This window comes from Hymenobacter tenuis, from assembly GCF_054780495.1.
In genome coordinates this window covers 717602-743683 of record NZ_BAAGWF010000001.1, presented here as the reverse complement: position 1 = coordinate 743683, position 26082 = coordinate 717602, and the positions used below count along the sequence as shown (strand labels likewise).

The window sequence follows — 26082 nt, the reverse complement described above, 5'->3', positions numbered from 1 at the left end:
GAGGCGGGCCTTTTTGGTTTGTGCTATTTTCCTAGGGTACCTGTGGGCCTAAACCGTTCCAGCAGCACAATGGGCTCATCCCGGTACGTGCTCCGGTCGTACTCCTGGTAGCCTAGCTTGTGGGCCAGTCGCAGGGAGGGCTCGTTGTGAGGGTCGATGATGCAGACGGTGCGCGGATCGGGGAAGTGAGCGTCGCCCCACACGTGAATGGCCCGCACGGCCTGGCTGGCGTAACCACGGCCATGCACGCGCGGATTCATCACCCAGCCCGCTTCTGGAAACCCATTGATGGAGGGCGACAGGTTGCGCATGATATCATAAAAGCCTACCGAGCCGATAAATTCGCCGGTAGCTTTTTCCTCAACGGCCCAGTAGCCGTAGCCCATCATGGCCCAGTGACCCTGGTGCGCCAAAATGCGCCGCCACACATCCTCCTCCTCCATGGGCTTGCCGCCCAAGTACTTATAGAACTCGGGTTGCTGACCCATCGCCACACACGGGGCTAGGTCGGTGAGGCGGTGGCCGCGCAGGAGCAGGTCGGTGGTTTCAAGTTGCGGCACCAGCAAATCGATGCCCGTGAGTTGGATGGGGAGTTGCAGCATGCCGGCAAGGTAGCAAAACCCGCTACCGCGTTGCATAGCACGCTTCATAAAGATGCGGCCCGCTGCTCCGGGCGCACTTCAAGCTATACTGAGGCCTAGTAAAGTGGCTTCAAGAGCTGGCCTGTACTACTGTTGAAAATCGAACGTCCCGCTGATACAGTAAAACGGGGTTTGAGTTACGGCATCAAGCTTTTGCCGACAGATTCAGGTCGGGCGATAAAACGAGGCAATTGGTCGGCGTTTTGGGGTCGGTGCTAGAAACTGACCGGAGTTGGCGGAAATAGGGCACTGGGTTTGAATAACGTCTGACAGAACGCAGCGCTCTTCCTTTCCTTCAATTTCAGACTTACCCTACCCACTACCATGAAAAAGCAACTTTTTAGCCTCGCCCTAGTACTCGGTCTCGCCGCTCCTTTTGCTACCTCTTCTATTGCCGCCGACCTGCGCCCCGCCACTGGCCACGAACGTCAGGGCCTCGACGAAGCGCAAGGTCGTGACCACGACAAAGACCGCCGCAGAGGCGAGCAAAGCGCACAAGACCGCCAGCACCGCTCCGATGAGTTGGCTAAAGAGCTCGGCCTGAGCAGCAAGCAAAAATCCAAGGTGGAGAAAATTTTCCAGGATCAGCAGCAACAAATGCAAGCGCTGCGCAGCAACTCCGGCTCTACCTCTATGGACCGCAGCCAGAAAATGGCCCAGGCCAAACGCATTCGTGAAAGCACCGACAAAAAGCTGAAGGATGTGCTGTCGAAAAAGCAGTATGCTCAGTTTGAGGCCAAGCGCCAGGACCGCATGCGCCAGATGAGCCGCCCTAGTGGCGACCGTCCGGGCCAAGAACGCCACAGCTACAACGGCCGCAGCTAAACCACTAGCTTGCCATCGAACCCAAACCGCCCTACCCATTATAAGTGGGTAGGGCGGTTTTTTGTGTGCGGTTTAGCTCCAGCCAAGGGGTAGTAAGCTGCGAGCGTGCAGGTTGCTTACGGTGTGACTTAGCTTAGGCCGCGTAAAGTATTTGCCCTCTGCTACCGACTACCTAGGTATTCCGAGCGTACTTCGGGATAACCACCAGAAAATGTATGCGCAACCCCGTGAAAATTATTGGCCGGCTACTGGGCAGCCTACTTGTGTTATTGTTGGTAGTGGGCGTGGCCTTTGCTAATCTGAGTCCTCAATTCGGGGGCAAACCTACCAAAGCACAACGGGCAGTCTATGCCAAAACTGGGCATTACCTTGACGGCGAATTTCAGAACCTGGTGCCTACTACCCTCATGACGGGCGGCAGCACCCTAGGCTCGTTGTGGCGCTTTGTCTTTGGCAAAACACCCAACTCCAAACCGGCTGCTCTCTTGCCCATGCAGATGCTCGATTCGCTGACCATCACGCAAAAGCCCGCCGATATGGTGCGCGTCACGTGGTTTGGGCACTCGGCGAGCCTAGTAGAAATAGCGGGGAAGAACATCCTGCTCGACCCCATGCTAGGCATGGAGATGGGTCCGATTTCGTGGATAACGCCCAACCGTTACAACCCACACGTGCCTATTCGGGCCGAGCAATTGCCCGCCATTGATGCCGTCCTGATTTCCCACGACCATTATGACCACCTCGACTACCAGACCATCCGGAAGCTCAAGGATAAAACAGCCCACTTTTTTGTACCGCTGGGGGTAGGCGCCCATCTGTTGGCCTGGGGTGTAGCCCCCGAGCGGGTACAGGAGCTGGACTGGAATCAGGAAGTACAATTGCCGGGCCTCACCATTGTGAGCACACCGGCGCGCCATTTCTCGGGCCGGGGCCTCACCAACCGCAACTCTACCTCTTGGAGCTCCTGGGTGATAAAATCAGCCGATAAGCGCTTATTCTACAGCGGCGACGGGGGCTATGGACCGCACTTCCAGACCATCGGCCAACAACACGGCCCCTTTGACTTGGCTTTGCTGGAATGCGGCCAATACGATGCCAACTGGGCCCAGATTCATATGCTGCCCGAGCAAACGGTGCAGGCTGCCCGTGATGTTCAGGCCCGGGTATTTATGCCGGTACATTGGGCTGCCTTCACGGAAGCGCACCACGCCTGGAACGACCCAGTGAAACGCGCCTCAGCCGAAGCCAGCCGACTCGGGCAAGTCATCACCACACCCCGGTTGGGGCAATCCATCATCCTAGGCGCGGGCCCATTGCCGCAGGAACAGTGGTGGCAGTAAGCCCTGCGGCAGGTTTTGCAATAATTTATCAGAGCCGCTGAAACCGCAGTACTACCCCTTCCTGCGGCCGCAACGTCACGAGCGGCACCGATGTTACGGGCGCATCTGAAACCGGGGCTACTGTAAACTGACGCAGCGTTTGGAGCAGAACCAGCTGAATTTCGGTGAGGGCGAAGTGGTTGCCGATGCATAGGCGCGGGCCACCGCCAAAGGGCAGGTAGCCATACGCGGGTACGGGCGGCTCAGCGCCGGCAGCAAACCGCTCCGGCCGAAACACGTCTGGCTCAGGCCACAACCCCGGGTGCCGGTGCATGCCGTAGAGGTACAACGAAAACAGCGTGCCTTTCGGAATTGAGTGCCCCTGAAACTCGTCGTCTTCCAGCGCCACGCGGTCCAGAATCCAGGCCGGTGGATACAGGCGCAGAGTTTCCTGAATCACCTGCATAGAGTAGGGCAAACGTGGCAGCTCTTCAAACTCGGGCGGGCGATTAGTTAGGCTGGCTTCGTCCAGCTCCCGGCGCACATTGGCCGCGGCCTCGGGGTGCATGGCCAGCAGATAAAACAGCCAGCTGAGGGCATTAGCCGAGGTTTCGTGCCCAGCCAGCAACAGAATGTTTGCCTCATCCACCAATCGGTCTTCGGTCATGGGCTCGCCCGTATCCTCGTAGCGCGCATCCAGTAGCATCTGCAAGAGGTCGTCGGGTGGGGTTGCGGGCGCACCAGTACCTAGTCGCTGCCGGATGTAGCCGCGCACTAGCTCGCGTAGCTCCTGGCTTAGCGCATCGTGGCGGCGGTAGCTGCCCGTGCCTTGCAGCCACGGCCGTAGGTACGGCTGCCGAATGGTGCGCACGTAAAACGCCTGAATCTGGGTCAGAATTTCCGACAGCCGGTCGCGTTCCGCATCGTTCATGCTGGTGCCAAACGTAGCTTGCGCAATCACCCGGAACGCTACCCGCGTCATGGCCTCATGAATATCTACCTCGGCGGGTCCGGCAGCCGTGCGTGTGTGCAGTTCTTGGGTCCATTCCTCCGCGGCGGCTTGCATCAGGCGGGTGAGGCTGGCCAGGCGCTGCCGGTGAAAGCCCGGCTGAATCAGACGGCGCTGCCGAAGCCAATCGGCGCCTTCATTGGTGAGCAGGCCACGGCCAATGTAGCGCACCAACCCATGCGTCAGGTCCGACTTCAGGTAGCGCCGGTGATTTTTCTGGAGAATGTGCTGCACCAGTGCGGGGTCGCGCGTGACATAGCACGCCCGAATACCGCCCAAATGTAGCCCTAGCGTATCGCCGTACGCCGCGTGCGAGCGGTCAAGATTCCCGATTGGGTCGCGGGCCATGGCTAGCGACGAAAGCAACGTACGCCACCGCGGCACCCACGGAAAGGGCAACACGGGGGGCTCCGCAACGGAAGGCAAAGGCAATGACATACGAGTGGTGGGTAGCAAATTCTAAGCAAGGAAATATACGGCAAAAGGCAGATGCCGCCGCCTTTTACATCTCCCCTACTAGGCCTTGGTATAACCCCAAGCTACCTTCTGCCCGTACAGGTTACTAGCCCACTGCGGCTTCCCGATCTTTCCTTAACTCCTAAACCCCGGTTTCTTATGTGGATTCAGCAAAAAAACACCCCTGCCCCGCTTGATGAGCTCCAGGGTCGTACGGTAGGCCTCAAATTTCAGTGCAACCAGTGTGATACCGAGGTATTTACTGACCTGATTGGGGTTCCGGCCGCCGACCACCTAGCTAACTCGATGGAAGATGATGGGCAGTATGAAACCGAGGAAATAAAATGCCCCGGCTGTGAAATGACCCACGAAATCACCGTAAAAAGCACCTTCGATGGCGTGCATTTCGATGTATCGGAAGTGAAACCTGATAGCGTTTCGTACCAGGTACAAGCCTAGGCCAGACTTATTCGTGAACAAGAAAGGCGGAAAGCTTCCTGACAGCTCTCCGCCTTTTCTTATTCAAAACCTGCGTATGTTAGCCTTTGGGGAATCATTCTAGGCCCCTTATGATAGATGTCCACGTAGAGCTTTATCGTATCGTTAGCAGGTGTTTGTAGTAAGTAAACATCAAGTCGCCCTAGCTTGCCTCCAATGGGCAACCCGGTTTGACGATCATACACCTTTATAGCAGGAGGTGAATATGCCGGATCCTTAATTGAATACCGGGTGAGCAGTATTAGCGGTTGATTATCGACCGTGCGGAGGTTGCGCACGAACACTCCGGCAAGTGCTGCACTACGATAGGGCTCACCCTGCTTAAGTCGCAATGGGTTAGACGCCGAATATCCGTACGTACTGTCAGAAGCGGTAGCTAAGGTTACTTTTTGCGCTGTTGCAGTTAAGGGTAATAACAATAGACATATAATACAGAACTTCATATAAGTATGGCAACAACTATAAATTCATGTTCTGAAGCATCTACACAAGCTACCGTAATCGAAATACCAGAAGCCTATTAATGCTATTTCTCCCGCTCAATGGTGTAGTTAATTAGTTGCTCCAGCGAGGTGCGCGAGGCTGACTCAGGGAATGTACGCAGAATATCCAGGGCCTCGTCGCGGTAGCGCTCCATCACGCCAATAGCGTACTGCAACCCACCCGATTTCTTTACGAAGTCAATAACGGCCTGCACTCGGTCTTTGCGGCCGTCGTTGTTTTTCACGTTGTAGATCACGCGGCGCTTGGTTAGCCAATCGGCCTGCTGCAGGGCGTAAATAAGCGGCAGGGTCATCTTCTTCTCCTTGATATCAATGCCCACTGGCTTGCCGATTTCGTCGGTTCCAAAGTCGAACAAGTCGTCCTTGATCTGGAAAGCCATGCCCACTTTCTCGCCGAAAAGACGGGCGCGCTCAATTACTTCCTTGTCGGCGCCGGCCGAGGCTGCCCCTACCGCGCAGCAGGAGGCAATCAGGGAAGCTGTTTTCTGACGGATGATATCAAAATACACGTCCTCGGTAATATCAAGGCGACGCGCTTTTTCAATTTGCAGCAGTTCACCTTCGCTCAACTCCTTCACGGCGTTACTCACAATCTTGAGCAACTCATAGTCGTCGTTTTCCAGGCTTAGCAGCAGACCTTTGCTAAGCAGGTAGTCGCCCACGAGCACGGCAATCTTATTTTTCCAGAGCGCATTGATGGAAAAGAAGCCGCGGCGGTAGTTTGATTCGTCCACCACGTCGTCGTGCACTAGGGTGGCTGTGTGCAGCAACTCAATGAGGGCCGCACCCCGAAACGAAGCTTCGGGCAACGGGTCGCCGCCGCTGATTTTGGCCGTGAAGAACACGAACATGGGCCGAATTTGCTTGCCCTTGCGCTTCACGATGTAGCCCATGATTTTATCCAGCAGCAACTGCTTGGTTTGCATGGACTGTCGGAATTTCTTCTCGAATTCCTCCATCTCGGCGGCAATAGGCGCCTGTATCTGGTCCAGCGTTACGTTCATGCAGGTGTTTTGGGCGGTGCAATGATACGGGTAAAAGGTGAGGTGGTGAAGCAGAGCCGCCCCGAAATGTTGAGTTTGCTAGCCCAGCAGCACGCCCAAACGTCAGACTGAACCTGCCAGCAAGGGAATAGTTTCTGTTTTCCTGGCTTTGCAGCTTATCTTAGCTGTATGCCGAGCCAGCCTACTTCCGTCGATTTTCTACTTTCCTGCTCCCGTCATAGTCGCCCATTCACGGCCGATGCGCGCTTTATAGCCGATGGAAAACCGAAACCGGTCGTGGTATTTGTGCATGGCTTCAAGGGGTTTAAAGACTGGGGCCACTTCAACCTGCTGGCCGATTATTTTGCCCACCAGGGGTTTGTGTTCGTGAAGCTGAACCTCTCGCATAACGGCCTAGTAGTAGGCGGCAGCGGCGACCTAGAAGACCTGGAGGCTTTCGGCCAAAACAACTTCTCTTTAGAACTCGACGATATTGGCGCCTTGCTCGATGCCCTCCACGACCCCAAAAAAACCGGCATTCCGGCCCAGGAAACTGACCTCGAGTGCCTGGCCCTAATTGGCCATAGCCGCGGCGGCGGACTAGTGCTGCTCAAGGCAGCCGAAGATGCGCGGGTAAAGGCCGTGGTAACGTGGGCCGCTATCAGCAACGTGAACCCCGGCTGGACCGATGAGCTAATGCAGGCGTGGCAGCAACGAGGCGTGTACCACGTGGAAAACACGCGTACCAAACAACAGTTGCCCCTCTACTTCCAGATTGTGGAAGATTACCACCAAAACCGCCTGCGCCTCGATATTGCCCACAACGTGCGCCGCAAACTACGGAGCCGCCCGCTGCTTATCCTGCACGGCGACCAGGATGAAACCGTGCCCGTCACCCGCGCCCAGGAGCTGAAGCAGTGGAAACCCGATGCGGAGCTAGTGATTCTGCCAGAAGTAACGCACAACTTCGGCGGCGGCCACCCCTGGCCGGCCGATGACTTGCCCGCCGAAGCCAAGCTAGCCGCCGAAGAAACGGTAGCCTTCCTTCGCCGCGTTCTTTAACTCTATGCCTATAGCTTACCTTTTACTCGGCTCGAACCTCGGCGACCGTATTGCTATTTTACAGGAAGCCGTGCAGTGCTTGACAGCAGAAGCGGGCCCCTTGGTAGCAGTTTCCGGCCTGTATGAAACCGCCGCTTGGGGCCTAGAAGATCAGCCGGCTTTCCTGAACCAGGCACTGGCTCTGCACACTTCCCTCCCGCCAGAAGCGCTGCTGCACGTGTGCCTGCACACGGAGCAGTTGGCCGGGCGCGAACGACTAGTCCGGTGGGGCGCCCGCACCCTCGATGTCGACATCCTCTTTTACGACGACCAAGTACTCACTACCGAGCGTCTGACGGTGCCGCACCCGCGGCTACCCGAGCGGCGCTTTGTACTGGTGCCCCTGGCGGAAATTGCACCGGATCTTGTGCATCCGGTGTTGAACTGCACTGTGGCTCAGTTGCTGGATGACTGCGAGGATAAGTTGCCAGTACGGCTTCTGAGAAATTAAGACCCTAGTAAAACCCGAAACGGGCCGTGCTGTACTTGCAGCACGGCCCGTTTCGGGTTTCTAAAAAAACACTAGCCCTACACTGTGGCTGAACTCACAGCCGCTTCGGGGGCAATTTTCTTGACGAGGCCTTGCAACACTTTACCGGGTCCACATTCCACAAACTCAGTGGCGCCATCCTGCACCATGCGCTGCACAATCTGCGTCCAGCGAACCGGAGCCGTGAGCTGGCGCACCAGGTTTTCGCGGATTTCGTCGGGGTCAGTGTGCGGCGCGGCATCCACGTTCTGGTACACGGGGCAAATGCCTGCCGAGAAAGTGGTAGCCGCAATGGCTGCCGCCAGGGCTGCCTCCGCCGACTGCATCAGGGGCGAGTGGAAAGCGCCACCAACTGGCAGTGGCAACGCGCGCTTGGCGCCGGCCGCTTTCAGCTGCTCACACGCCAACTCAATGCCACGCTGCGAGCCAGAAACTACCAGTTGGCCGGGGCAGTTGTAATTAGCCGCTACTACGGCGTTGCCCCCGGCCGTAATTTCCTCGCAGATGCGGGTAGTGGTGGCATCATCGAGACCCAAAATGGCAGCCATGGTACCAGGCTGCTCTAGGCAGGCCGCTTGCATAGCCTGCGCCCGCTGGGCTACTAGGCGCAGGGCGTCTTCAAACTTCAGGACCTTGGCCGCTACTAGCGCCGAAAACTCGCCTAGCGAATGCCCAGCTACCATAGCGGGCTTCAGGTCAGGTACAACAGCAGCTAGGGCAACAGAATGCAGGAAGATAGCGGGCTGGGTTACGTCGGTACGGCGCAGGTCTTCTTCCGAGCCGCTAAACATTACGTCGGTAAGCGAGAAGCCCAGGATGTCGTTGGCTTGGTCCATCAGGCGTTTCGCCTCGGGGTGCTGCTCGTACAACTCGCGACCCATGCCGCTGAACTGGCTTCCTTGGCCAGGAAAAACAACTGCTTTCATTCTGTGGATGTTAAACTCGTAAGGTGGGATACTAAGTACTTTTCGCCCCGAAAGTGGCGCGGAGCGGGCAGGACGCTCGAGGCTGCAAGCTGCATAAAACGCTTCGGATGCCCAAAGGGCCGCCCGGTTGGCGCACTGTTTCAGGCCCGAAATATAAGACCCCAAAACACAACAGGACGGCTCCTTCCGGAACCGTCCTGTTACTAGTCGTGATAAGGCTTTGGCCTGAATGCTAGGCTAGCGGTTAATCTGAACCCATCCTTTGAAGGTGCGCTTGGTGCGGTTCACGTCAGCAAACTCCACTTCGGCCAGGTAGTAATACATACCCTCCGATACTTTGCCGCTAGAGCCGGAATCATCACCAGTGCCACCGCCGGTCCAATTGATGAGCGGGTCTTTGTCGCTTTCGTACACCTTAGTACCCCACCGGTTGAATATTTTCACTGTGGTGCGCTGAATGGGGCTGAACACCTTGGGCCGGAACGTGTCATTCTTGCCGTCGCCGTTAGGCGTGAAAACGTTTGGAAGCAGGAATAGCAGGCAATTGTCTTTGCATTCTTTGTTGCTTAGGGCACTAACCGCTCCATTCACATCAATGGCCTGCACTGCATAGCAACCCGCGGCGCTCGTTAGCCCCTGATGGGCATAGCTGGTTTGAGTACCCGGCAAGCGCGTCAGCTCCCGCAGTGGCTCTGTGTCGTTGGGGGCGTAGAACAGGATATAGGACGTAATGTCACGGCTACAGTCGGCGGTAGGCTGGCTGCTTAAGGTCCAGCTGAGATAGTTGGTAAATACCTCCCCGCCAGCAGGTGTAGCAGGCAGCTCAAACAAGCGGCTGGCCAAACTGTCGCAGTTGGTAGGCTTCAGTGTAAGCACCGGCGTACACGGCACTGGCTGCAACGACACGCATTGCTCCTGGCTCAGGTTAATCAGCGAGTCGGGCAGGCTGATATCGTAAGTGCCATTCGTTTTAACGTAATAGCAGTAGGTTTTGCCCAGGGTCAAGGGGCGCGCCGTAGTCCCGCGGTCGGTAAACTCGCCAGCCGTAGTAGTGCCTGTTACTTTTGCAACGGGCACAAACGTACCGCCTGGCTCGCGCCGGTAAATGGTTGTGGGCCGCTGCGAGTTGTCCCACGGCACGTTGTAGGTCCAGGTTACACCAATGGAGTTGGTCAGCGGATTGGGGGTAGCGGTAACGCGCACGCTAGAAGCCGGACCTGCCGTTTCTACAATTTCGGCGCCACCGGGCACTGAGGCACTGTAAAACTCCAGCCGGTAGGAATACGCATTTTCTGTAGTGTTCAGGCCCGTATTTACAAACGAAGTCTGATCCAGATTGGTGGTAGTAAACACCTGCTGGAAATCGGTTGCGGCCGGATTCTGACCTAGTGCACGGAACAGGCGGTAGCCAGAAGGCGCATTGAAGCCAGAAGTAGACGTGGGCTTTGTCCAGCGCACTGTAATCTGACCGTTAGCTGCATCCGTCCGGTCGACCGTTACGTTGGTCAGGCGGGCAGGAGTGCCAGTCAGTGACAAGCACGCTTCATTGGAGGCAATGCTCTGGCCGCCAGCGGGGCGAGCAAACTGCACATAAATGCGGTAACAGTAGTTCTTCCCCCGATCAAGTCCCCGGCCATTGTTATCATCCAGGAAAGTGCGGCTGCCAACTCCAACGGTGCCAATTTGCACATAGCCACGGGAGGCCGGTATCCCGGTTTCGCAAACGTCCGGCGTCCAGCCACTAGGTCCTTCGCGCCGGTAAATCAGTATCTGAGCCCCCGGATTCTGGCAGGCATAACTGTCCCAGTCGAGGCGGCCGGTATTGCCTATGGGCGTAACCCGTAGGTTTTGCGGGGCCGGTCCAATTACCCGAATTCTTAAAGTTCGCTGATCAATAAGTGGTGTTGTGGTACACGCCGGCTGGTCGGTAGCCTTAAAGAGTACCTGATGCGGCTCCGAGCGAATATCGGTGCAGGTCGGGGTCCAGTTGAAGGTGCCCTGGGCCGTAGGCGGACCAGACGAGTTACGCACAAAGGTTGCCGGCGGAAACATGCCGCCGAAAGCCTCCAGCAACACAGGGTTATTATCCGGATCGGTAGCCGTTATAATAGTAGGAGGAATAGGCGTTCCGGCAATCACGCACAACTCAGGTGGCACCGTAATGGTAGGCCGCAGGTTGGTAGCCTGCGTAACCGTAATCTGCATATCCCGCACTACCTCGCCAATAAGGCGCGGGCGGGCCCCAGGTATTCGTCGCCATTCCTCCACTATAAAGGCCACATTGTACTCTCCTGTCTGTTCCGGAGAGTTCCACACAATTTGCCCCGTGATCGGGTCTTGCTGGAAGATGGCGGCCGCGTTCGGCTGACCTACGGGCGGTCCAGCATACGGTACCTGCACTGCCCGAAATGAAGGGTCATCGGGGTACCGAAAGCCGGTGGCAGTAGAGGCTATAGTGCTATTACCGTTTACAATTGCCCGCTGGCTGGTCCGGAGCCGGAAGGCAAGGGAGTCGCCGTCTGCATCAGAGGCCGCGGGATTGTGCAAAAACACTTGGCGCCGGCCTGCTCTATCTACTGCAGGCGCATTTAGCACAGGTGAGCGGTTTACCCCTAGCAGTGGGTCAATAGTAATGCGGGTTGAAATATAGAATGACTCGTTAATAGAGTTGGTGAGGTTGACTACCCCTCCCACCCGGTTTACATCCAGATAACTTACTAAGTAAGAACCAGGTGCATTATACGTGTGTTCAAAGTAATATACATTTCTAAGAATACCGGAAGTAGTGCCTGTGCCGCAGTTTAAGGTTACAGGCGTGCTTTTGACAACTTTCGTGGTCTGGGAGGTATTATCACCAAAATAGAGCGTTGCCTCGGGAGCATCTGCAATGCCTTGTCCTACCCCAATATAGAGCACCAACTTAAAGAATATCCGCCGTGGATTACGGGCTGCAGTCGTATCCGTCTTGGCCTGGATGTCGCCGGCCCGAAGGTGCGTAGCCTGCGCTTCGGGAGTTACGCCCAGCCAGGCTGTTAGAAATAAAAGCCCAATCAGCACAAGGCGGAATGGGCGATTAAGTAGCGAAATATTCATAAAGTCAATGTCTTACTAAGCGGAAGGAGAACGAGGGAGAGGAAGTTCAGCAAAAACCGGACGAGAACCTAACAAAAAGCAAGGCCTCTCGGTTAGGATTTGGCACAAGGTACTAACGGAGTTGGCCAGCTATAGATTCACTCTAACGCGAAAGGCTTATTCAGATTGTTTCCTACTAGGTTGGGGCCTACCTTTGGCTGGTACAACCGACCTACCCACACCCTTTAGTAGCTCTCTATGAGTTGGATTACAAAAACCTTTTCCAGCAGCATCGGCCGTAAAATTATTATGGCCGTTACCGGTCTATTTCTCTGCACTTTCCTGGTAGTTCACCTGGTAGGTAATTTGCAGTTATTTAATGCAGACAATGGGGCGGCATTCAATGCCTACTCAGAGTTTATGGGCCATAACCCTCTTATCAGGACAATGGAAATTGTACTGGTTTTGGGCTTTGGTTTTCACATTTACGAGGGCCTAGCACTAGCCGCAAAAAACCGCGCAGCTCGTGGTGCTCAAGGTTACGTATCCGACCACATCGAGCAGAACAGTTCCTGGCACTCGCGTAGCATGGCTATGCTTGGTTCTATTGTGCTTTTCTTCCTGATTGTACACTTGTACAATTTCTTCGGCTCTCTGCGCTTCACGGACGTTCCGCGCGACGCAAATGGTAACGAAGATGCCTATGCCCTGGTGCTGTCGGCGTTCAAAAACCCATTCTATGTGGCGCTGTATGTGGTAGGCCAAGTTGCCCTGCTCTACCACTTGCTACACGGCTTCAGCAGCGCCTTCCAAACGCTGGGCCTCACCCACCGCAAGTATACGCCTGCTATCAAGCTAGTAGGCTACGGGTTTTCGATCATCGTGTGCGCCGCTTTTGCCGCCATGCCGATCTACTTCTACTTCTTTAAATAAGTCCTAAACTCGACCGCCGATGTTTCCGGATTCCAAAATTCCCGAAGGCCCTCTAGCCGAAAAATGGGACAAGCACAAGTTCAACGTTAAGCTCGTAAACCCCGCTAATAAGCGGAAGTACGACATTATCGTGGTAGGCACTGGCTTGGCCGGGGCTTCGGCTGCTGCCTCATTGGCTGAGTTGGGCTACAACGTAAAAGCCTTCACGTATCACGATTCTCCTCGTCGCGCCCACTCCATTGCCGCGCAGGGAGGTATCAATGCCGCTAAAAACTACCAGAACGACGGTGACTCCGTGCATCGTTTGTTTTATGACACCATTAAAGGTGGTGACTACCGCGCCCGTGAAGCCAACGTGTATCGTCTGGCCCAGGTATCAGTAAATATCATTGACCAGTGCGTAGCCCAAGGTGTTCCTTTTGCCCGGGAATATGGCGGACTGCTGGCGAACCGCTCGTTTGGTGGCGCACAGGTAAGCCGCACGTTCTATGCCCGCGGCCAGACCGGACAGCAGCTCTTGCTAGGTGCTTACTCTGCCCTATCCCGTCAGGTAGCATATGGCAAGGTGAAGCTCTACACCCGCTCCGAAATGTTGGACTTGGTAGTTGTAGATGGCCAAGCCCGCGGCATCATCACGCGCAACCTGATTACAGGTGAAATAGAGCAGCACGCAGCCCACGCCGTGGTGCTGGCTACTGGTGGCTACGGCAACGTTTTCTACCTGAGCACGAACGCCAAGTACTGCAACGTAACGGCTCCGTGGCGCGCCCACAAGAAAGGCGCCTACTTTGCGAACCCCTGCTTTACCCAGATTCATCCTACCTGCATCCCGGTTTCGGGCGACTACCAGTCGAAACTGACGTTGATGTCGGAGTCGCTGCGTAACGACGGCCGCGTATGGGTGCCGGCTACCAAAGAAATGGCTGAGCGCCTGCGTGCCGGCCAGATTCGGGTGCAGGACATTCCAGAAGAAGAGCGCGACTACTTCCTGGAGCGCAAGTATCCTGCTTTTGGCAACCTAGTACCCCGCGACGTAGCCTCGCGCAATGCCAAGCAGATGTGTGACGAAGGTCGTGGCGTAGGCTCCTCGGGGCTAGCTGTGTACCTCGATTTTGCCGATATCATTAAGCGGACCGGTGCTGATTCGGTAGCGCAGAAGTACGGTAACCTGTTCGATATGTACGCCAAAATCACTGGCGAAAACCCATACGAGCAGCCAATGCGCATTTACCCAGCCGTACACTATACCATGGGAGGCCTGTGGGTTGACTACAACCTGCAAACTACTATCCCGGGTCTTTATGCAACCGGTGAGTGCAATTTCTCTGACCACGGTGCCAACCGCCTAGGAGCTTCGGCTTTGATGCAGGGCCTGGCTGATGGCTACTTTGTAATCCCGTACACCATTGGTGATTACTTAGCCCAGACGCCGCCAAAGCCTGTTACGACCGAACACCCTGCTTTCAAAGAAGCTGAGGCTGAAGTGAATGCTCGGGTACAGAAGCTGTTGAGCATCAACGGTACGCGTACTCCCGATGACTTCCATAAAGCTTTGGGCCACATCATGTGGGAATACTGCGGCATGGCGCGTACGGCGCCAGGTCTGGAATTCGCTAAGGCGGAGATTCAGAAGCTTCGTCGTGAGTTCTGGAGCGACCTAAAGCTGGTTGGTACCGAAACCGAAATGAACCAGGCACTGGAGAAGGCTGGCCGTGTTGCCGACTTCCTGGAGCTAGGTGAACTGATGGTGGACGACGCCTACGCCCGCAATGAAAGCTGCGGTGGTCACTTCCGCGAGGAATACCAGACCCCAGAAGGCGAAGCCCTTCGTGATGATGAGAACTTCGCGTACGTAGCTGCCTGGCAGTACACAGGCGATAATCAGCCTGAAATACTGAACAAGGAAGAGCTTCGGTTCGAAAACGTGAAGCTTACCCAGCGCAGCTATAAGTAGTAGCGAAAAGAAAGTAGGGAGCAGCCACCTAGATTTTGCTCCCTACCTCGCTACCCAACCCTCACTACTCAATACCTTTGAAATAAAATGGCTGGAAGTAACCCCAATGCCAAACCGATGAATCTCACGCTGAAAGTGTGGCGGCAGAAAAACCGCACCACGGCAGGCCGCATCGTTGATTACCAGGTAAAGGACATTTCTCCGGATATGTCGTTCCTGGAAATGCTGGACGTACTGAATGAAGACTTGTTGCGTAGCGGTGAAGAGCCGGTAGCTTTCGACCATGACTGCCGTGAGGGCATTTGTGGCTCGTGCAACCTGTTCATTAATGGCCGGGCGCACGGCCCAGAGGCTGGCACCACTACCTGCCAGTTGCATATGCGCAAGTTCAATGACGGTGACACCATCACCATTGAGCCCTGGCGTGCCACTGCCTTCCCAGTCAACAAAGACCTCAGCGTAGACCGCTCTGCTTTCGACCGGATTATTCAGGCAGGTGGCTATATATCTGTAAACACCGGTGGCACTCCTGATGCCAACGAAATTCCAATTCCGAAGGAAATTGCAGACCGTGCTTTTGAAGCGGCTACCTGCATTGCTTGTGGTGCCTGCGTTGCTTCCTGCAAAAATGCCTCTGCTATGCTGTTCGTTTCGGCGAAGGTTTCCCAGCTGGCGTTGCTGCCCCAGGGTCATGTAGAGCGCAAGTCGCGCGTGGAAAACATGGTAGCGCAAATGGACAAAGAAGGTTTTGGCGCCTGCACCAACATTGGCTCCTGCGCCGCAGAATGCCCAGTAGGCATTTCGCTGGAAAACATTGCCATCCTGAACCGCGAATTCTTGTCGGCCAAGGCTACCTCGAACAACCTGGCATAGTCACAGGGAGTAACCTGTTGACACTTTAAAAAAGGCGAAACGGACTTCCGTTTCGCCTTTTTTTGTTTTTCGCGTTGCAGAACGAAACCTGAGCCGTGCTGATTAGTTGTCTGCTGGCAATGTATTCATATCCAACCGCACACACCTCCTGATGATAACCGTCATTGCCGGAACCAACCGGCCAAACTCCCGCGCCCGGCGCGTAGCTGACTTGTATACCCGTTTGCTCGCCGAGCATGGGGTAGCGTCGCAGATGCTGGACCTGAAAGAGTTGCCCCTTGATTTCACTACCTCCGCGCTGTACGCCAACACCGGCCAGCACGCTCAATTCAATCACTTAGTGGCCTTAGCCGAAAGCGCTGATAAGCTCGTGTTTGTAGTACCGGAGTATAACTGCTCGTTTCCGGGCGTGCTAAAGGCGTTTATTGACGGCCTACCCTACCCAGGCGGTATACGCGGCAAAAAGGCCGCCCTAGTAGGCCTAAGCAGCGGAGGCCAAGGTGGCTTGCTCCCGCTCAACCACCTCACCGATGTGCTGATGTACCTTGGTACTGCCGTATTGCCTCAGCGCGTACGGCTGCCCTTTATTGACAAGCACCTGACATCAGAGGGACAACTTACAGAGCCTCTTTACTTGGAGGTACTTCGGGAACAGGTAACGCATTTACTGGCCTTCTAACAGTTTACTACCCTAGTAGTGCCTAAGCGTTAGGTAACTTACAGAGGAAGAAAATTTCAGGTTACGGAGAATAAAGTATATTTCCAGCACGATATTAGAAGGTAGTTGCTTGGCCAGACTCACGTTACGAATCCTTATTCGTTAACTACTGGCACAACCGATTCCTTTACCACCATCTTTTGCTTACTAGGCACCCCAAGTGCAGCGTATCTGAAGACTGTGACATTCCTGCTCGTTATCATGCGCGTCTTCAGCCTGTTTCTCATCCTTGGTCTCCTTTCTTCGGCCTGCACCCTTACTCCCCGGCGTTCAACGAAAGGTGGTGGCCTGAACCCTGATCGGGAATTGGCTGAACCAGCAGTTTTACCCTCCGATACGCTGCCTCCGGAGCAGGCCTCCCCCACCGACTCCATTCCGGCTAAACGCCCTTAAACTTAAAACGCCCCTTCAGCTAGCTGAAGGGGCGTTTTGTTGTACTAGGTTATGTAGGAGGTTAAACTCTGTTTGCTGCTGGATTAGTCCACGTTGTCGTGCAAAAAGCGGTTATCACCTAGCAGTTCATTGTCATCCGAGAGGTTGAAGCGGCTAATGTTTTGCTCTGAAGAGGGCACTACATTCTCCAGTTTCACCTGCCGACGCAAATAGGCTGGAGTTTCCAACTGATCCTTCATAGCATCATTGGTGAGGCCATTGCTTAGGGCCTGCAGCCGCTGACGACGCTCCTCTGCGCGAGCATCAAGTGATGGGCGCGGCAGAGAATGATGCGTTACGGACGGCTGTGGTGCCACTGAGGGCGCTGCCACGGGCTGCTGCTGATAAAGCACTGGGTCTGGGGCTGGCGTGGATGGTGCAGACACCACTGGCGGCACGTACCCAATAGGAGCCGGCGACGTTTCCAAGTCAAACTTTACCGGCTGTGGCTCCGGAGCAGGCGCTGCTACAGGCGTTCCGAATGTTGGAATGGCCGGAGCATCTTGGCGCTCCTTGTCAAAGATGTTGATTTGAGGATCGGGCTGTGATGGAGCCGACTCAGGCTCTGTGCCGCGCGCAATAACGTTGGTGATATTGTGCGCGTCGCGGGCGAAACCAGTGGCAATAACAGTTACCCGAATGCTCTGGCCTAGGGTTGGGTCGATGCCGTGACCGAAGATAACCTCCGCGTTCTGACCAGCTTTATCCTGGATATACTCCGTGATTTCGGTGAGTTCATCCATTTCCAGCTCGGCCTGGTCGCCTGACATGATGCTGAGCAGAATTTTCTGCGCCCCATGAATGTCCGTGTTGTTCAGCAACGGCGAGGCCAGCGCCTCTTCAGCGGAGCGCTTAGCGCGGTTTTCACCTTCCGTGATGCTGCTACCCATAACGGCTGCGCCCGAGTCCTTCATGACGGTTTTCACGTCTTCAAAGTCCACGTTCACATCTGCCGTTACCGTAATGATTTCGGCAATGGATTTGGCAGCCGTACTAAGCACGTTATCAGCCTTAGCGAAAGCCGAGCGAATAGGCAGGTTGCCATATATCTCGCGCAGCTTATCGTTAAGAATCACCAGCACCGTATCGCAGTTGTCGCTTAGCTCCTTGATACCTTGCTCTGCCTGCTGGCGCTTCTTCTTGCCTTCAAACATGAAGGGCGCCGTCACGATGCCAACTGTGAGGATACCTAGCTCCTTGGCAACCTTAGCAATAACCGGTGCAGCACCGGTACCGGTACCGCCACCCATACCAGCCGTAATGAACACCATTTTGGTGCCGTTGCTGAGCAGCTCCCGGATTTGCTCGCGGCTCTCAATGGCGGCTTGCTTACCCCGTTCAGGGTTAGCACCAGCCCCCAGCCCTTCGGTCAGGTCGGCGCCTATTTGCAGTCGATTGGGCACCGTAGAAGACGCCAGGGCCTGCTTGTCGGTATTGCAAATGACGAATTCCACGTCCTTGATGCCCTGGCTGAACATGTGGTTCACGGCATTGGAGCCGCCTCCCCCCACGCCAATCACCTTAATGATTGACTTGGACTGCGCCGGAATATCGAAAGTATAGTTCATGAGTTGGGTTCTTGGGGTCTTAGGATTCTGGAGTCTGGGCACTAGGGGCTTCAGGCGGGGTAAGCGTAAATGATGCTTGAAAAACGCCGCCTGAAGCCCCAAAGACCCCAATCACCTAGTATTGCTTGTCGTCGAAGTCATCGATAAGCAGCCCTTTCGTGCGGCTGATGATCTTCTGGAAAAAGTCGCCGGCCCCTGACGATTTCTTGGGCTGCTCAGTTGCGGCCTGATGTGCTGGCTGCGCTTGCGGTTGCGGGGCTACCGGCTGAGCGGCTACCGGTGCAGGCGTGGCCCGAACCTCGGGAGCTGCCGCACGGTAGTAATTCTGCTCGGGCTCTTCATAACCACGCTGGGCAATACGGTCATCGATGGAGCGGTAGCCCGCCAGCACTAGGCCCACGGTAGTAGCATACATTGGCGACTTCACAGCCTCAATCTTGCTCTTGCCCAAGTGCTCGTTCGGATATCCGATGCGGGTATCCATACCGGTTACATACTCAGCTAGCTGCACCAAGTTCTGGAGCTGCGAGCCGCCACCGGTCAGCACGATGCCGGCCGCTAGCTTATCTTGGAAGCCCAAGCGCTGAATCTCAGCGTACACGAGCTCAATGATTTCCTCCATCCTGGCCTCAATGATGTAGGCCAAGTTTTTCAGAGAAATCTCCTTAGGTGCCCGGTCGCGCAGGCCCGGAATGCTTACGATTTCATATTCCGAAGCTTCCTCAGCAATGGCTTTACCGAACTTCACTTTGAGCTGCTCGGCTTGGTTTTGCATTACCAGGCAGCCTTGCTTGATATCTGACGTGATGATGTTGCCGCCGAACGGGAGCACCGCGGCATGCCGGATGATGCCGTCTTTGAAGATAGCCAGGTCAGTAGTGCCGCCGCCGATATCAATCAGTGCCACACCAGCTTCCTTTTCCTCATCGCTCAGCACCGACATGCTCGAAGCCAGCGGCTCCAGAATCAGGTTGTCGATTTCCAGGCCGGCTTTTGTTACGCACTTATTGATGTTGTTGATAGCCGTGCTCTGGGCAGTGATGATGTGGAAATTGCCCTCCAACCGTACACCCGACATCCCCACTGGGTCCAGAATACCTTCCTCGTAGTCTACCTTGTAATCCTGCGGCATTACATGGATAATTTCCGAGCCGGGCGGCGTCACCAGCCGATACATATCGTTGGTCAGGCGGTTCACATCGTCCACGGTAATTTCCGTTTCGGCAGAAGCGCGGGTAATGCTGCCATTATGCTGCAGGCTCTTGATGTGCTGCCCAGCAATGCCCACATTCACTACCCCGATGTTGATGCCCGACTGTTCCTCGGCCTGGCGGATGGCTTTCCTGATGGCGTCCACCGTCTTGTCGATATTCGACACAATGCCGCGCACTACCCCCTCCGACACAGCTTTACCCATGCCCAAAATTTCGAGCTTGCCAAACTCGTTCTTACGCCCTACCAAGGCGCAGATTTTGGTGGTGCCAATGTCGAGACCGACTACAATTTTATCATGTTGCATGGGAGGGGGAAGCGAGAGGGTTGCGGTTGATTGCAGGAGGAAAGGGTGCTAATTCGCTTTAAGGTAGCGTTTTAGACGGATAATTTTATTCGCAAATAATCTGATCCTTGAACTCGACATTAACCCGGTGGTAGGTATCCCAGCCGAGAACAGGAGGAATCTGCCGGTAAAATACCATCAGTTTCGCAAATTTTTCCGAAATATTCTCAGGAAAGCCAAATTCTATGCGTTGGTCGCCTACTTGTTGGGTAAAAGAAAGCTTCCCGTTGGCGCCTACAAATACTTCAGCTACCTGGGCCCGCCAGAAAGGTTTTTCGTCGATGTAGCGCAAAAACTCGAGGTAGCGCTGGCCGGTGCTGTCCCGGAAAAACTCCTGCGACAGCGGCTGGCCGTTTAGGCGGGAGATAGGAACTACCCGCGCCGTGAATAGCGGCGACAGTGGCAAACGAAAACCATCGGCATCGAGGTAGCTGTCTTGACGCGAGTCAGGGTGCACGAGGCGCGCAATAGGGCGGTTCTGGCGTACGTCAGCATGGAGGTTGCCGGCCAGGTCGCGGTACACTTGGGCGTCTTTTACAAAACTGTGCGCCTTCAGGCGGGCCTCCAACGACTTTAGGTCCACATCGGCAGGGTCGGTGCCTTCTAGGCGGTCTTCACCCTGCCGGGTAAGCAGGCTAGTTACTTCCCGCTCACTGATAAAGAAGTTGTTGAACTCATTGCTGATGGAAACAATGACGCCGCCCACAGGCCGATTGGCCTGCCGCACGGCAGCGAATGCGCCTAGCCCCACGAGCAGCAACAAGCAGCTCGTGGCAAACAACAAATTATTGGCTTTACGCTTCAGCTCCATTCCAGCGAATATTCAAAATATTCCTTAACCGTGGTACTAGTTGATCAATGTCGCCGGCTCCGACAGTGGCTAATACGTCAAAATTCGCATTGGTTTCGACATAATGCAAAATTTCTTCTTTCGTCTGCAGTGATTTTTTGGGTGCCGTTATTTGGGACAAAATTAACTCCGAGGTTACGCCAGGCATCGGCAGCTCCCGCGCCGGATAGATGTCGAGCATCACGACTTCATCGGCAAGACTCAGGCTTTCAGCGAATCCCGGAGCAAAATCGCGAGTGCGGCTAAACAAGTGAGGCTGGAAAATGACGCGCAGCTGGCGGCCCGGATACAACGCCCGCAGAGAACGAAGAAACGCCTCAATTTCGCGTGGATGATGGGCGTAATCATCCACATATACCTTAGGTTGCTCCGGCGTACCAGCCGTTAAGATAAACTCAAAGCGACGCTTCACGCCCCGGTACGCTGCTACGGCGGCGGTAAGCTGCTCTGGCGTGAGCCCATACAGCTGCGCTACGCAGGCCGCTGCCAGCATATTCTCTACGTTATGATAGCCGGGCACCGCTAGCTCCAGCCCCGTTACTAGCCCCTGCGGACCGTGCAAGGCAAACTGAAACTGGTGGCCTACGGCGGTGATATCCGAAGCATACAGCTCGGGGCCTTGCTCCAGTGAAAGGCCGTAGCGAATCACGCGCACGCCAGCCGGCACAGCGGCCGCCACGCTGGGGTCGGCGGTGTGGTTAATGATGAGGGTACCGCCGGGCTTGATCTGGCCCACAAACTGCCGGAACGACTCTACCAACGCCTCCTTGTGACCATAGATATCGAGGTGGTCGGCGTCGGTACTCGTAACGATAGCCACATCAGGAAACAGGGTCAGGAAGCTTCGGTCGTACTCGTCGGCCTCTACCACTACGGGTACTTGCTCAGGCGCCGTCAGGGGGCTTTCGGCGGCCGGAGGGGGTAGCAGCAGGTTGGAGCCCAGGTTAACGGATATACCGCCCAGGAAAGCGGCGGATGGCACGCCGGCATGGTGCAGCAGGTGCGCTACCATACTGCTGGTGGTGGTTTTTCCGTGAGTACCTGCTACCGCAATGGTGGGGCGGCCGGCCGTAAGCAGGCCTAACACTTGGCTGCGCTTGCGAATATCGTAGCCCTGCTCCCGCAGCCAAGCCCACTCCTTATGGTCTTTGGGAATGGCTGGGGTCAGCACAACCAGCGTTTGGGCACGGTTAGCCTGTACTTCGGCCGGAATGTTGGTTACCGCATCCTCGTAGTGCACGGCTATGCCTTCGGCGGCCAGGGCTTCGGTGAGCGGCGTGGGGGTTTTGTCGTAGCCACTCACTGAGTGACCGTTCGCCCGGAACCACCGCGCCAGCGCCGACATGCCAATGCCACCGATACCAAGAAAGAAGACGTGGGGAAAAGCAGCTACGGGGTTCAAGTCAACGGTAAGTTAGAAATTTAAAAGCAGGAATCAGCAGGCCAATTGCGAAGTATTTACTAGGTCAGAAAGCCTTTTCAACCACTAGCTAGCGCGTCGGCTGCATTAGTTTCAGCAGCTCATCTACAATAGTAGCGGTGGCGTTGGGGTAAGCTAGCTGTCTGATGTTAGCGGTAAGCTGTTGTTGTTGGGTCGGGTTGTTCAGCAGGTTCAGGGCTTCGGTGTAGAGGCTACTAGCTGCCTCGGCGTCCCGAACCAGTAACGCGGCATTATGCTGAGTAAGCGCTAAGGCATTTTTGGTCTGATGATCTTCGGCTACGTTAGGCGAGGGCACCAGAATACTAGGCTTGCCCGTAAGGCAAAGCTCCGATACTGACAAGGCACCGGCCCGGCTAATCACTACATCAGCTGCCGCATATGCTAGGTCCATGCGGCGCACAAACTCCAGCGCCAGCAGGTTATCCTGAGCATATGGAGCCGCCTGCTTTTCAGCTTCCGGGAAATATGCTTTGCCGGTTTGCCAGAGCAGTTGCACGCCAGCTTCGCGTAGGCGCGGCAGGGCGGCGGCGGTAGCGTGGTTGAGTGTGCGGGCTCCTAGGCTCCCTCCTATTACCAACAGCACGGGCCGGTCGGGCTGCAACCCGAAAAACGCCAGGGCCTCGGCGCGCTGTCCGTCGGCAATTTCTGTGCGCACGGGGTTGCCGGTAAGCACTAGCCGCTCCGGTGGGAAGAACTTCTCCATGCCTTGGTACGCCACACAAATGCGCTGCACCCGCTTGGCCAGCAGCTTGTTTACCAGGCCTGCGTAAGAGTTTTGCTCCTGAATCAGGGCCGGAATTCCGCGCGAGGTGGCCGCCATAAGCACCGGAGCGGAGGCATATCCCCCTACCCCTACCACCGCATCGGGCCGAAACTCTTCCAGGATTTTGCCGGCTTTGCGCACAGCGCGCATCACCCGGATGGGAAACAGCAGGTTCTGGGCGGAAAGGCTGCGCTGCAGGCCCGAAATATCGAGCCCGACAATGCGGTAGCCCGCTTCCGGAACTCGGGTCATTTCCATGCGGCCGTTAGCGCCCACAAACAGGATTTCTGCCTCGGGGTAGCGTCGACGCACTTCATTGGCAATGGCTACTGCCGGAAAAATGTGCCCGCCGGTACCGCCGCCGCTGATAATTAACTTCATGTACTTACGTGGTGGATTCGTGTGTTTGGGTTCTGGTGGCTAGGCTGTAGGTGTTTACTAGGGGTAGCAGCGCCCGCAACCATCATCCACAGGCCGCAGCTCCAGTTAGGCGTATTGCGACACCCGCGGAATTCGGGCGGTGTCTTCGGGCTCGCCGGCCATCGGACGGATTTCCCGCTCGCCCCGGCTCACAGCCAGAATAATCCCGATACTGATACCAGTGAAAATTAGAGACGTACCACCCATACTCAGCAGCGGCAGCGGCAAACCAGTAATCGGGCCCAGGCCCACAGCTACTCCCATGTTTACCATAGCCTGTAACACCAAACTGAAACTCAGTCCCGCCGAAAGCAGGCCGCCAAAGGCGCCGTAACTGTTTATCACCGTTTTCAGACCTCGATAAAGGAAGGCCAGATAAAGAAACAACACCACTACCCCTCCAAACAGGCCATACTCCTCTATAATGATGGCATAGATGAAGTCGGAGTACGGGTGGGGCATAATGTTGCGCTCGGTGCTCTTGCCAGGGCCTTTCCCGAACAAGCCGCCCGTGGCCTCTGCAATGTAAGCGTGCTCCAGCTGGAAGGGTACGGGCTTGCTTTTGTCAGTGAAGCTCTCGATGCGGGAAATAACCGTTTTGTAGCGCTGGCCCGCCGTCAGGCCCACGCCGCCTACTACCACGCCAATAATGACCATGACCACCATTTGCTTTAGCGGCACCCTCCCGATAAACATCAAAAGCAGGCAGGTAGCAAACAACAGCAAGGCCGTAGAGGCGTTCGAGAGAATAATCAGACCGCAGATAACGCCTACCCACAGCATAACCGGCAGCAGCGTGGTCTTGAAATCATCGACGTGCTGCTGGCGGCGACTGAGCATGGAGGCTAGGTGCGAAATCAGGGCTAGCTTGGCTAAGTCAGAGGGCTGGAAGGTTTGGTTGATAACCGGAATGGTCAGCCAACGCGAGGCCTCGTTGATGTTCGAGCCCATCACGAACGTGAAAATCAGCAGGGGCACTGAAATTAGGAGGGCATACAGGGAAAGCCGCGAGTAGTAACGGTAGTCGATGCGGTGCGCCAACCACATAAAGAACAGGCCCACGAAAATCAGACTGGTGTGCTTAAACAGGAAGTACTCGGTGTTGCCACCCATTTTCTTGTAGGCCAGCGTACCCGTAGCCGAGTACACCACCGCAATGGAAATAAACGAAAACAGCAGCACGATGCCCCACAGCACGGGGTCACCCTTCAGATTTTGCCGCAGCCAATTGGTAACAGGATCCATACGGTGAAATGATGAGAGGATGAAAGGGTATCGGGCGGGCCGTGGTCGGCGGCTAAAACAGTTTGGTCCGTTGCCGGACCTAGTAAGCTGGCTTGTTCTGGAGGGCAGCTACGGCGTCGGCAAACTGCCGGCCCCGGTCTTCGTAGTTTTTGAACAGGTCGAAGGAAGCGCAGGCCGGAGAAAGCAGCACCACATCGCCGGGCGAGGCAAGTGCGGCGGCCCGCTGTACGGCTGCTTCCATGCTCTGAGTTTCTTCAATATGGGAAATTACGCTGGCAAAGCTGGTTTTCAGCTTTTCATTATCAACACCCAGGCACACTAGGGCTTTCACGCTAGAGTCGGCTAGAGGTAGTAGGCTGGTGTAGTCGTTGCCCTTGTCGGTGCCGCCCGCAATCCAGACGATGGGTTGCGTTATGCCATCCAGAGCATACCAGGCGGCTTCCACGTTGGTGGCTTTGCTGTCGTTGATAAAGCGTACGCCGTTTAGTTCACCTACCAGTTGCAGGCGGTGGTCGGCGTTGCGGAACGTTTGGAGACTAGCCTCGATCTGCTCCTTCTCGATGCCCACCACACGGGCGCACAGTACGGCGGCCAGCGTGTTCTGGCGGTTGTGTTGGCCAATTAGCACGGAGCGGGCCGTACTGATTTCCTCGGTTTCGCTGTAGTAGCCGGGCTGCATATCCACGCAGAGCCGGTCTTCACTTGAGTAGTAGCCGGCCAACTGGTAGTCGGGGCGTTTGTGCAGGCTAAAGGGCAACTGCTGCATAGAGCGCAGCGCCGCCGGAAAATACCGCTGAATGTACTCGTCGTCGGCGTTATAAATAAAGTAGCCGTTGCTATCCTGGTTCTGGGTGATGCGCAGCTTGGCTTTGGCGTAGTTTTCCATCGAGTACCCGTACCGGTCGAGATGGTCAGGGGTGATGTTGAGCAGCACTGAAATCCAGGCTTGAAAACGATACGTGTCATCCAGCTGAAAAGAGCTCAGCTCCACCACGTAGTAATCGTTTTCATCGGCAATAACCTGCTCGGCCAGTGAGTAACCCACATTGCCGGCCAGGCCCACTTTCAGCCCCGCTTCTTTCAGCAAGTGATAAGTGAGCAGCGTGGTAGTGGTTTTGCCATTGGTGCCCGTAATGCAGATGCACTTGGCTTTGGTGTAACGGCCGGCCAGCTCAATTTCCGAGATGACGGGCGTACCCATTTCCCGTAGCGCCTGAATAACCGGCGCTTTCTCCGGAATGCCGGGGCTTTTCACCACCTCATCGGCCGTCAGAATCTCGTCTAGCGTGTGCTGATTTTCCTCGAACGGAATACCTGCCTGCGTTAACTTCTCCTTATAGGAGTCCTGAATTGGTCCGCGGTCCGATACAAACACGGTGTAGCCTTTGGCCTGCGCCAACAACGCGGCCCCTACCCCACTTTCCGCGGCTCCCAGAACAACTATTTTCTTAGACATAGAAAGGTACGTACTTGTGTATCAGATGAGCGCCGATGGTTGAGACCG

At 55.6% G+C, this 26082-nt stretch carries 22 protein-coding genes; 10 read left to right on the top strand and 12 right to left on the bottom strand.

Annotated elements, in window-relative coordinates:
* Positions 1-23: 23 nt before the first annotated feature.
* Positions 24-602: a GNAT family N-acetyltransferase gene (locus ACYVGU_RS03255; protein ID WP_460620885.1), complete on the bottom strand. Its 579-nt coding sequence runs from the start codon at positions 600-602 to the stop codon at positions 24-26.
* 363 nt (positions 603-965) lie between these two features.
* Here ACYVGU_RS03255 and ACYVGU_RS03250 point away from each other — a divergent pair, with 363 nt between their 5' ends.
* Entirely contained in the window at positions 966-1466 is a 501-nt protein-coding gene (locus tag ACYVGU_RS03250; protein ID WP_460620884.1) for a hypothetical protein, read from the top strand.
* Between the two features lie 215 nt (positions 1467-1681).
* Positions 1682-2806 (top strand): MBL fold metallo-hydrolase, encoded by a 1125-nt coding sequence (locus tag ACYVGU_RS03245; protein WP_460620883.1) that lies wholly within the window; start codon positions 1682-1684, stop codon positions 2804-2806.
* Between the two features lie 28 nt (positions 2807-2834).
* Here ACYVGU_RS03245 and ACYVGU_RS03240 read toward each other — a convergent pair whose 3' ends face one another.
* Positions 2835-4232: a cytochrome P450 gene (locus tag ACYVGU_RS03240; RefSeq protein WP_460620882.1), complete on the bottom strand. Its 1398-nt coding sequence runs from the start codon at positions 4230-4232 to the stop codon at positions 2835-2837.
* Between the two features lie 177 nt (positions 4233-4409).
* On the opposite strand from ACYVGU_RS03240, the gene ACYVGU_RS03235 reads away from it, so the two are divergent.
* On the top strand, positions 4410-4709 hold the full coding sequence (locus ACYVGU_RS03235) for a hypothetical protein (protein ID WP_460612496.1): 300 nt from the start codon (positions 4410-4412) through the stop codon (positions 4707-4709).
* A 565-nt stretch (positions 4710-5274) separates the two neighbouring features.
* On the opposite strand, the gene ACYVGU_RS03230 is transcribed toward ACYVGU_RS03235, so the two are convergent.
* Complete coding sequence (locus ACYVGU_RS03230; protein ID WP_460612497.1) at positions 5275-6255, bottom strand: polyprenyl synthetase family protein; 981 nt, start codon at positions 6253-6255, stop codon at positions 5275-5277.
* A 168-nt stretch (positions 6256-6423) separates the two neighbouring features.
* On the opposite strand from ACYVGU_RS03230, the gene ACYVGU_RS03225 reads away from it, so the two are divergent.
* Complete coding sequence (locus ACYVGU_RS03225; protein ID WP_460620881.1) at positions 6424-7296, top strand: alpha/beta hydrolase family protein; 873 nt, start codon at positions 6424-6426, stop codon at positions 7294-7296.
* A 4-nt stretch (positions 7297-7300) separates the two neighbouring features.
* Complete coding sequence (gene folK / locus ACYVGU_RS03220; RefSeq protein ID WP_460620880.1) at positions 7301-7786, top strand: 2-amino-4-hydroxy-6-hydroxymethyldihydropteridine diphosphokinase; 486 nt, start codon at positions 7301-7303, stop codon at positions 7784-7786.
* A 77-nt stretch (positions 7787-7863) separates the two neighbouring features.
* Here folK and fabD read toward each other — a convergent pair whose 3' ends face one another.
* Together fabD and ACYVGU_RS03210 are read right to left on the bottom strand one after the other, a co-directional pair.
* Complete coding sequence (fabD, locus tag ACYVGU_RS03215; protein WP_460620879.1) at positions 7864-8751, bottom strand: ACP S-malonyltransferase; 888 nt, start codon at positions 8749-8751, stop codon at positions 7864-7866.
* 237 nt (positions 8752-8988) lie between these two features.
* Entirely contained in the window at positions 8989-11844 is a 2856-nt protein-coding gene (locus ACYVGU_RS03210; protein ID WP_460620878.1) for a T9SS type B sorting domain-containing protein, read from the bottom strand.
* Positions 11845-12081: 237 nt separating this feature from the next.
* Here ACYVGU_RS03210 and ACYVGU_RS03205 point away from each other — a divergent pair, with 237 nt between their 5' ends.
* The 5 genes from ACYVGU_RS03205 to ACYVGU_RS03185 all read left to right on the top strand — a co-directional run bounded on the left by ACYVGU_RS03205 (position 12082) and on the right by ACYVGU_RS03185 (position 16694).
* Positions 12082-12756: a succinate dehydrogenase cytochrome b subunit gene (locus ACYVGU_RS03205; RefSeq protein ID WP_460620877.1), complete on the top strand. Its 675-nt coding sequence runs from the start codon at positions 12082-12084 to the stop codon at positions 12754-12756.
* A 19-nt stretch (positions 12757-12775) separates the two neighbouring features.
* Positions 12776-14710, top strand: a complete 1935-nt coding sequence (locus ACYVGU_RS03200; protein WP_460612503.1) for a fumarate reductase/succinate dehydrogenase flavoprotein subunit — start codon at positions 12776-12778, stop codon at positions 14708-14710.
* 117 nt (positions 14711-14827) lie between these two features.
* Positions 14828-15583 carry a succinate dehydrogenase/fumarate reductase iron-sulfur subunit gene (locus ACYVGU_RS03195; protein ID WP_460621989.1) on the top strand — a complete coding sequence of 252 codons (756 nt, stop codon included), beginning with the start codon at positions 14828-14830 and terminating at the stop codon, positions 15581-15583.
* A 151-nt stretch (positions 15584-15734) separates the two neighbouring features.
* Positions 15735-16262 (top strand): NADPH-dependent FMN reductase, encoded by a 528-nt coding sequence (locus ACYVGU_RS03190; protein ID WP_460620876.1) that lies wholly within the window; start codon positions 15735-15737, stop codon positions 16260-16262.
* A 219-nt stretch (positions 16263-16481) separates the two neighbouring features.
* Positions 16482-16694, top strand: a complete 213-nt coding sequence (locus ACYVGU_RS03185) for a hypothetical protein (protein ID WP_460620875.1) — start codon at positions 16482-16484, stop codon at positions 16692-16694.
* Between the two features lie 83 nt (positions 16695-16777).
* Here the strand turns inward: ACYVGU_RS03185 and ftsZ are convergent, their stop codons facing one another.
* The 7 genes from ftsZ to murD all read right to left on the bottom strand — a co-directional run bounded on the left by ftsZ (position 16778) and on the right by murD (position 26034).
* On the bottom strand, positions 16778-18301 hold the full coding sequence (ftsZ, locus tag ACYVGU_RS03180; protein ID WP_460620874.1) for a cell division protein FtsZ: 1524 nt from the start codon (positions 18299-18301) through the stop codon (positions 16778-16780).
* A gap of 115 nt (positions 18302-18416) precedes the next feature.
* The gene (gene ftsA / locus ACYVGU_RS03175) at positions 18417-19820 is read right to left on the bottom strand and encodes a cell division protein FtsA (RefSeq protein ID WP_460620873.1); all 1404 of its coding nucleotides are present in this window, start codon (positions 19818-19820) and stop codon (positions 18417-18419) included.
* A gap of 85 nt (positions 19821-19905) precedes the next feature.
* Positions 19906-20670: a cell division protein FtsQ/DivIB gene (locus ACYVGU_RS03170; RefSeq protein WP_460620872.1), complete on the bottom strand. Its 765-nt coding sequence runs from the start codon at positions 20668-20670 to the stop codon at positions 19906-19908.
* Entirely contained in the window at positions 20654-22111 is a 1458-nt protein-coding gene (gene murC / locus ACYVGU_RS03165) for a UDP-N-acetylmuramate--L-alanine ligase (protein ID WP_460620871.1), read from the bottom strand. Before murC ends, ACYVGU_RS03170 begins: the two co-directional genes overlap by 17 nt.
* 88 nt (positions 22112-22199) lie before the next feature.
* Positions 22200-23294: a UDP-N-acetylglucosamine--N-acetylmuramyl-(pentapeptide) pyrophosphoryl-undecaprenol N-acetylglucosamine transferase gene (murG, locus tag ACYVGU_RS03160; RefSeq protein ID WP_460620870.1), complete on the bottom strand. Its 1095-nt coding sequence runs from the start codon at positions 23292-23294 to the stop codon at positions 22200-22202.
* Between the two features lie 105 nt (positions 23295-23399).
* Positions 23400-24578, bottom strand: a complete 1179-nt coding sequence (locus tag ACYVGU_RS03155) for an FtsW/RodA/SpoVE family cell cycle protein (RefSeq protein ID WP_460612510.1) — start codon at positions 24576-24578, stop codon at positions 23400-23402.
* 79 nt (positions 24579-24657) lie between these two features.
* The gene (gene murD / locus ACYVGU_RS03150; RefSeq protein WP_460620869.1) at positions 24658-26034 is read right to left on the bottom strand and encodes a Mur ligase family protein; all 1377 of its coding nucleotides are present in this window, start codon (positions 26032-26034) and stop codon (positions 24658-24660) included.
* Between the last annotated feature and the right edge of the window lie 48 nt (positions 26035-26082).

Excerpts from the sequence above, each read along its gene's own strand:
- ACYVGU_RS03255 (WP_460620885.1), bottom strand. The coding sequence starts at position 602 with ATGCTGCAACTCCCCATCCAACTCACGGGCATCGATTTGCTGGTGCCG.
- ACYVGU_RS03250 (WP_460620884.1), top strand. The coding sequence starts at position 966 with ATGAAAAAGCAACTTTTTAGCCTCGCCCTAGTACTCGGTCTCGCCGCT.
- ACYVGU_RS03245 (WP_460620883.1), top strand. The coding sequence starts at position 1,682 with ATGCGCAACCCCGTGAAAATTATTGGCCGGCTACTGGGCAGCCTACTT.
- ACYVGU_RS03240 (WP_460620882.1), bottom strand. The coding sequence starts at position 4,232 with ATGTCATTGCCTTTGCCTTCCGTTGCGGAGCCCCCCGTGTTGCCCTTT.
- ACYVGU_RS03235 (WP_460612496.1), top strand. The coding sequence starts at position 4,410 with ATGTGGATTCAGCAAAAAAACACCCCTGCCCCGCTTGATGAGCTCCAG.
- ACYVGU_RS03230 (WP_460612497.1), bottom strand. The coding sequence starts at position 6,255 with ATGAACGTAACGCTGGACCAGATACAGGCGCCTATTGCCGCCGAGATG.
- ACYVGU_RS03225 (WP_460620881.1), top strand. The coding sequence starts at position 6,424 with ATGCCGAGCCAGCCTACTTCCGTCGATTTTCTACTTTCCTGCTCCCGT.
- folK (WP_460620880.1), top strand. The coding sequence starts at position 7,301 with ATGCCTATAGCTTACCTTTTACTCGGCTCGAACCTCGGCGACCGTATT.
- fabD (WP_460620879.1), bottom strand. The coding sequence starts at position 8,751 with ATGAAAGCAGTTGTTTTTCCTGGCCAAGGAAGCCAGTTCAGCGGCATG.
- ACYVGU_RS03210 (WP_460620878.1), bottom strand. The coding sequence starts at position 11,844 with ATGAATATTTCGCTACTTAATCGCCCATTCCGCCTTGTGCTGATTGGG.
- ACYVGU_RS03205 (WP_460620877.1), top strand. The coding sequence starts at position 12,082 with ATGAGTTGGATTACAAAAACCTTTTCCAGCAGCATCGGCCGTAAAATT.
- ACYVGU_RS03200 (WP_460612503.1), top strand. The coding sequence starts at position 12,776 with ATGTTTCCGGATTCCAAAATTCCCGAAGGCCCTCTAGCCGAAAAATGG.
- ACYVGU_RS03195 (WP_460621989.1), top strand. The coding sequence starts at position 14,828 with ATGAATCTCACGCTGAAAGTGTGGCGGCAGAAAAACCGCACCACGGCA.
- ACYVGU_RS03190 (WP_460620876.1), top strand. The coding sequence starts at position 15,735 with ATGATAACCGTCATTGCCGGAACCAACCGGCCAAACTCCCGCGCCCGG.
- ftsZ (WP_460620874.1), bottom strand. The coding sequence starts at position 18,301 with ATGAACTATACTTTCGATATTCCGGCGCAGTCCAAGTCAATCATTAAG.
- ftsA (WP_460620873.1), bottom strand. The coding sequence starts at position 19,820 with ATGCAACATGATAAAATTGTAGTCGGTCTCGACATTGGCACCACCAAA.
- ACYVGU_RS03170 (WP_460620872.1), bottom strand. The coding sequence starts at position 20,670 with ATGGAGCTGAAGCGTAAAGCCAATAATTTGTTGTTTGCCACGAGCTGC.
- murG (WP_460620870.1), bottom strand. The coding sequence starts at position 23,294 with ATGAAGTTAATTATCAGCGGCGGCGGTACCGGCGGGCACATTTTTCCG.
- ACYVGU_RS03155 (WP_460612510.1), bottom strand. The coding sequence starts at position 24,578 with ATGGATCCTGTTACCAATTGGCTGCGGCAAAATCTGAAGGGTGACCCC.
- murD (WP_460620869.1), bottom strand. The coding sequence starts at position 26,034 with ATGTCTAAGAAAATAGTTGTTCTGGGAGCCGCGGAAAGTGGGGTAGGG.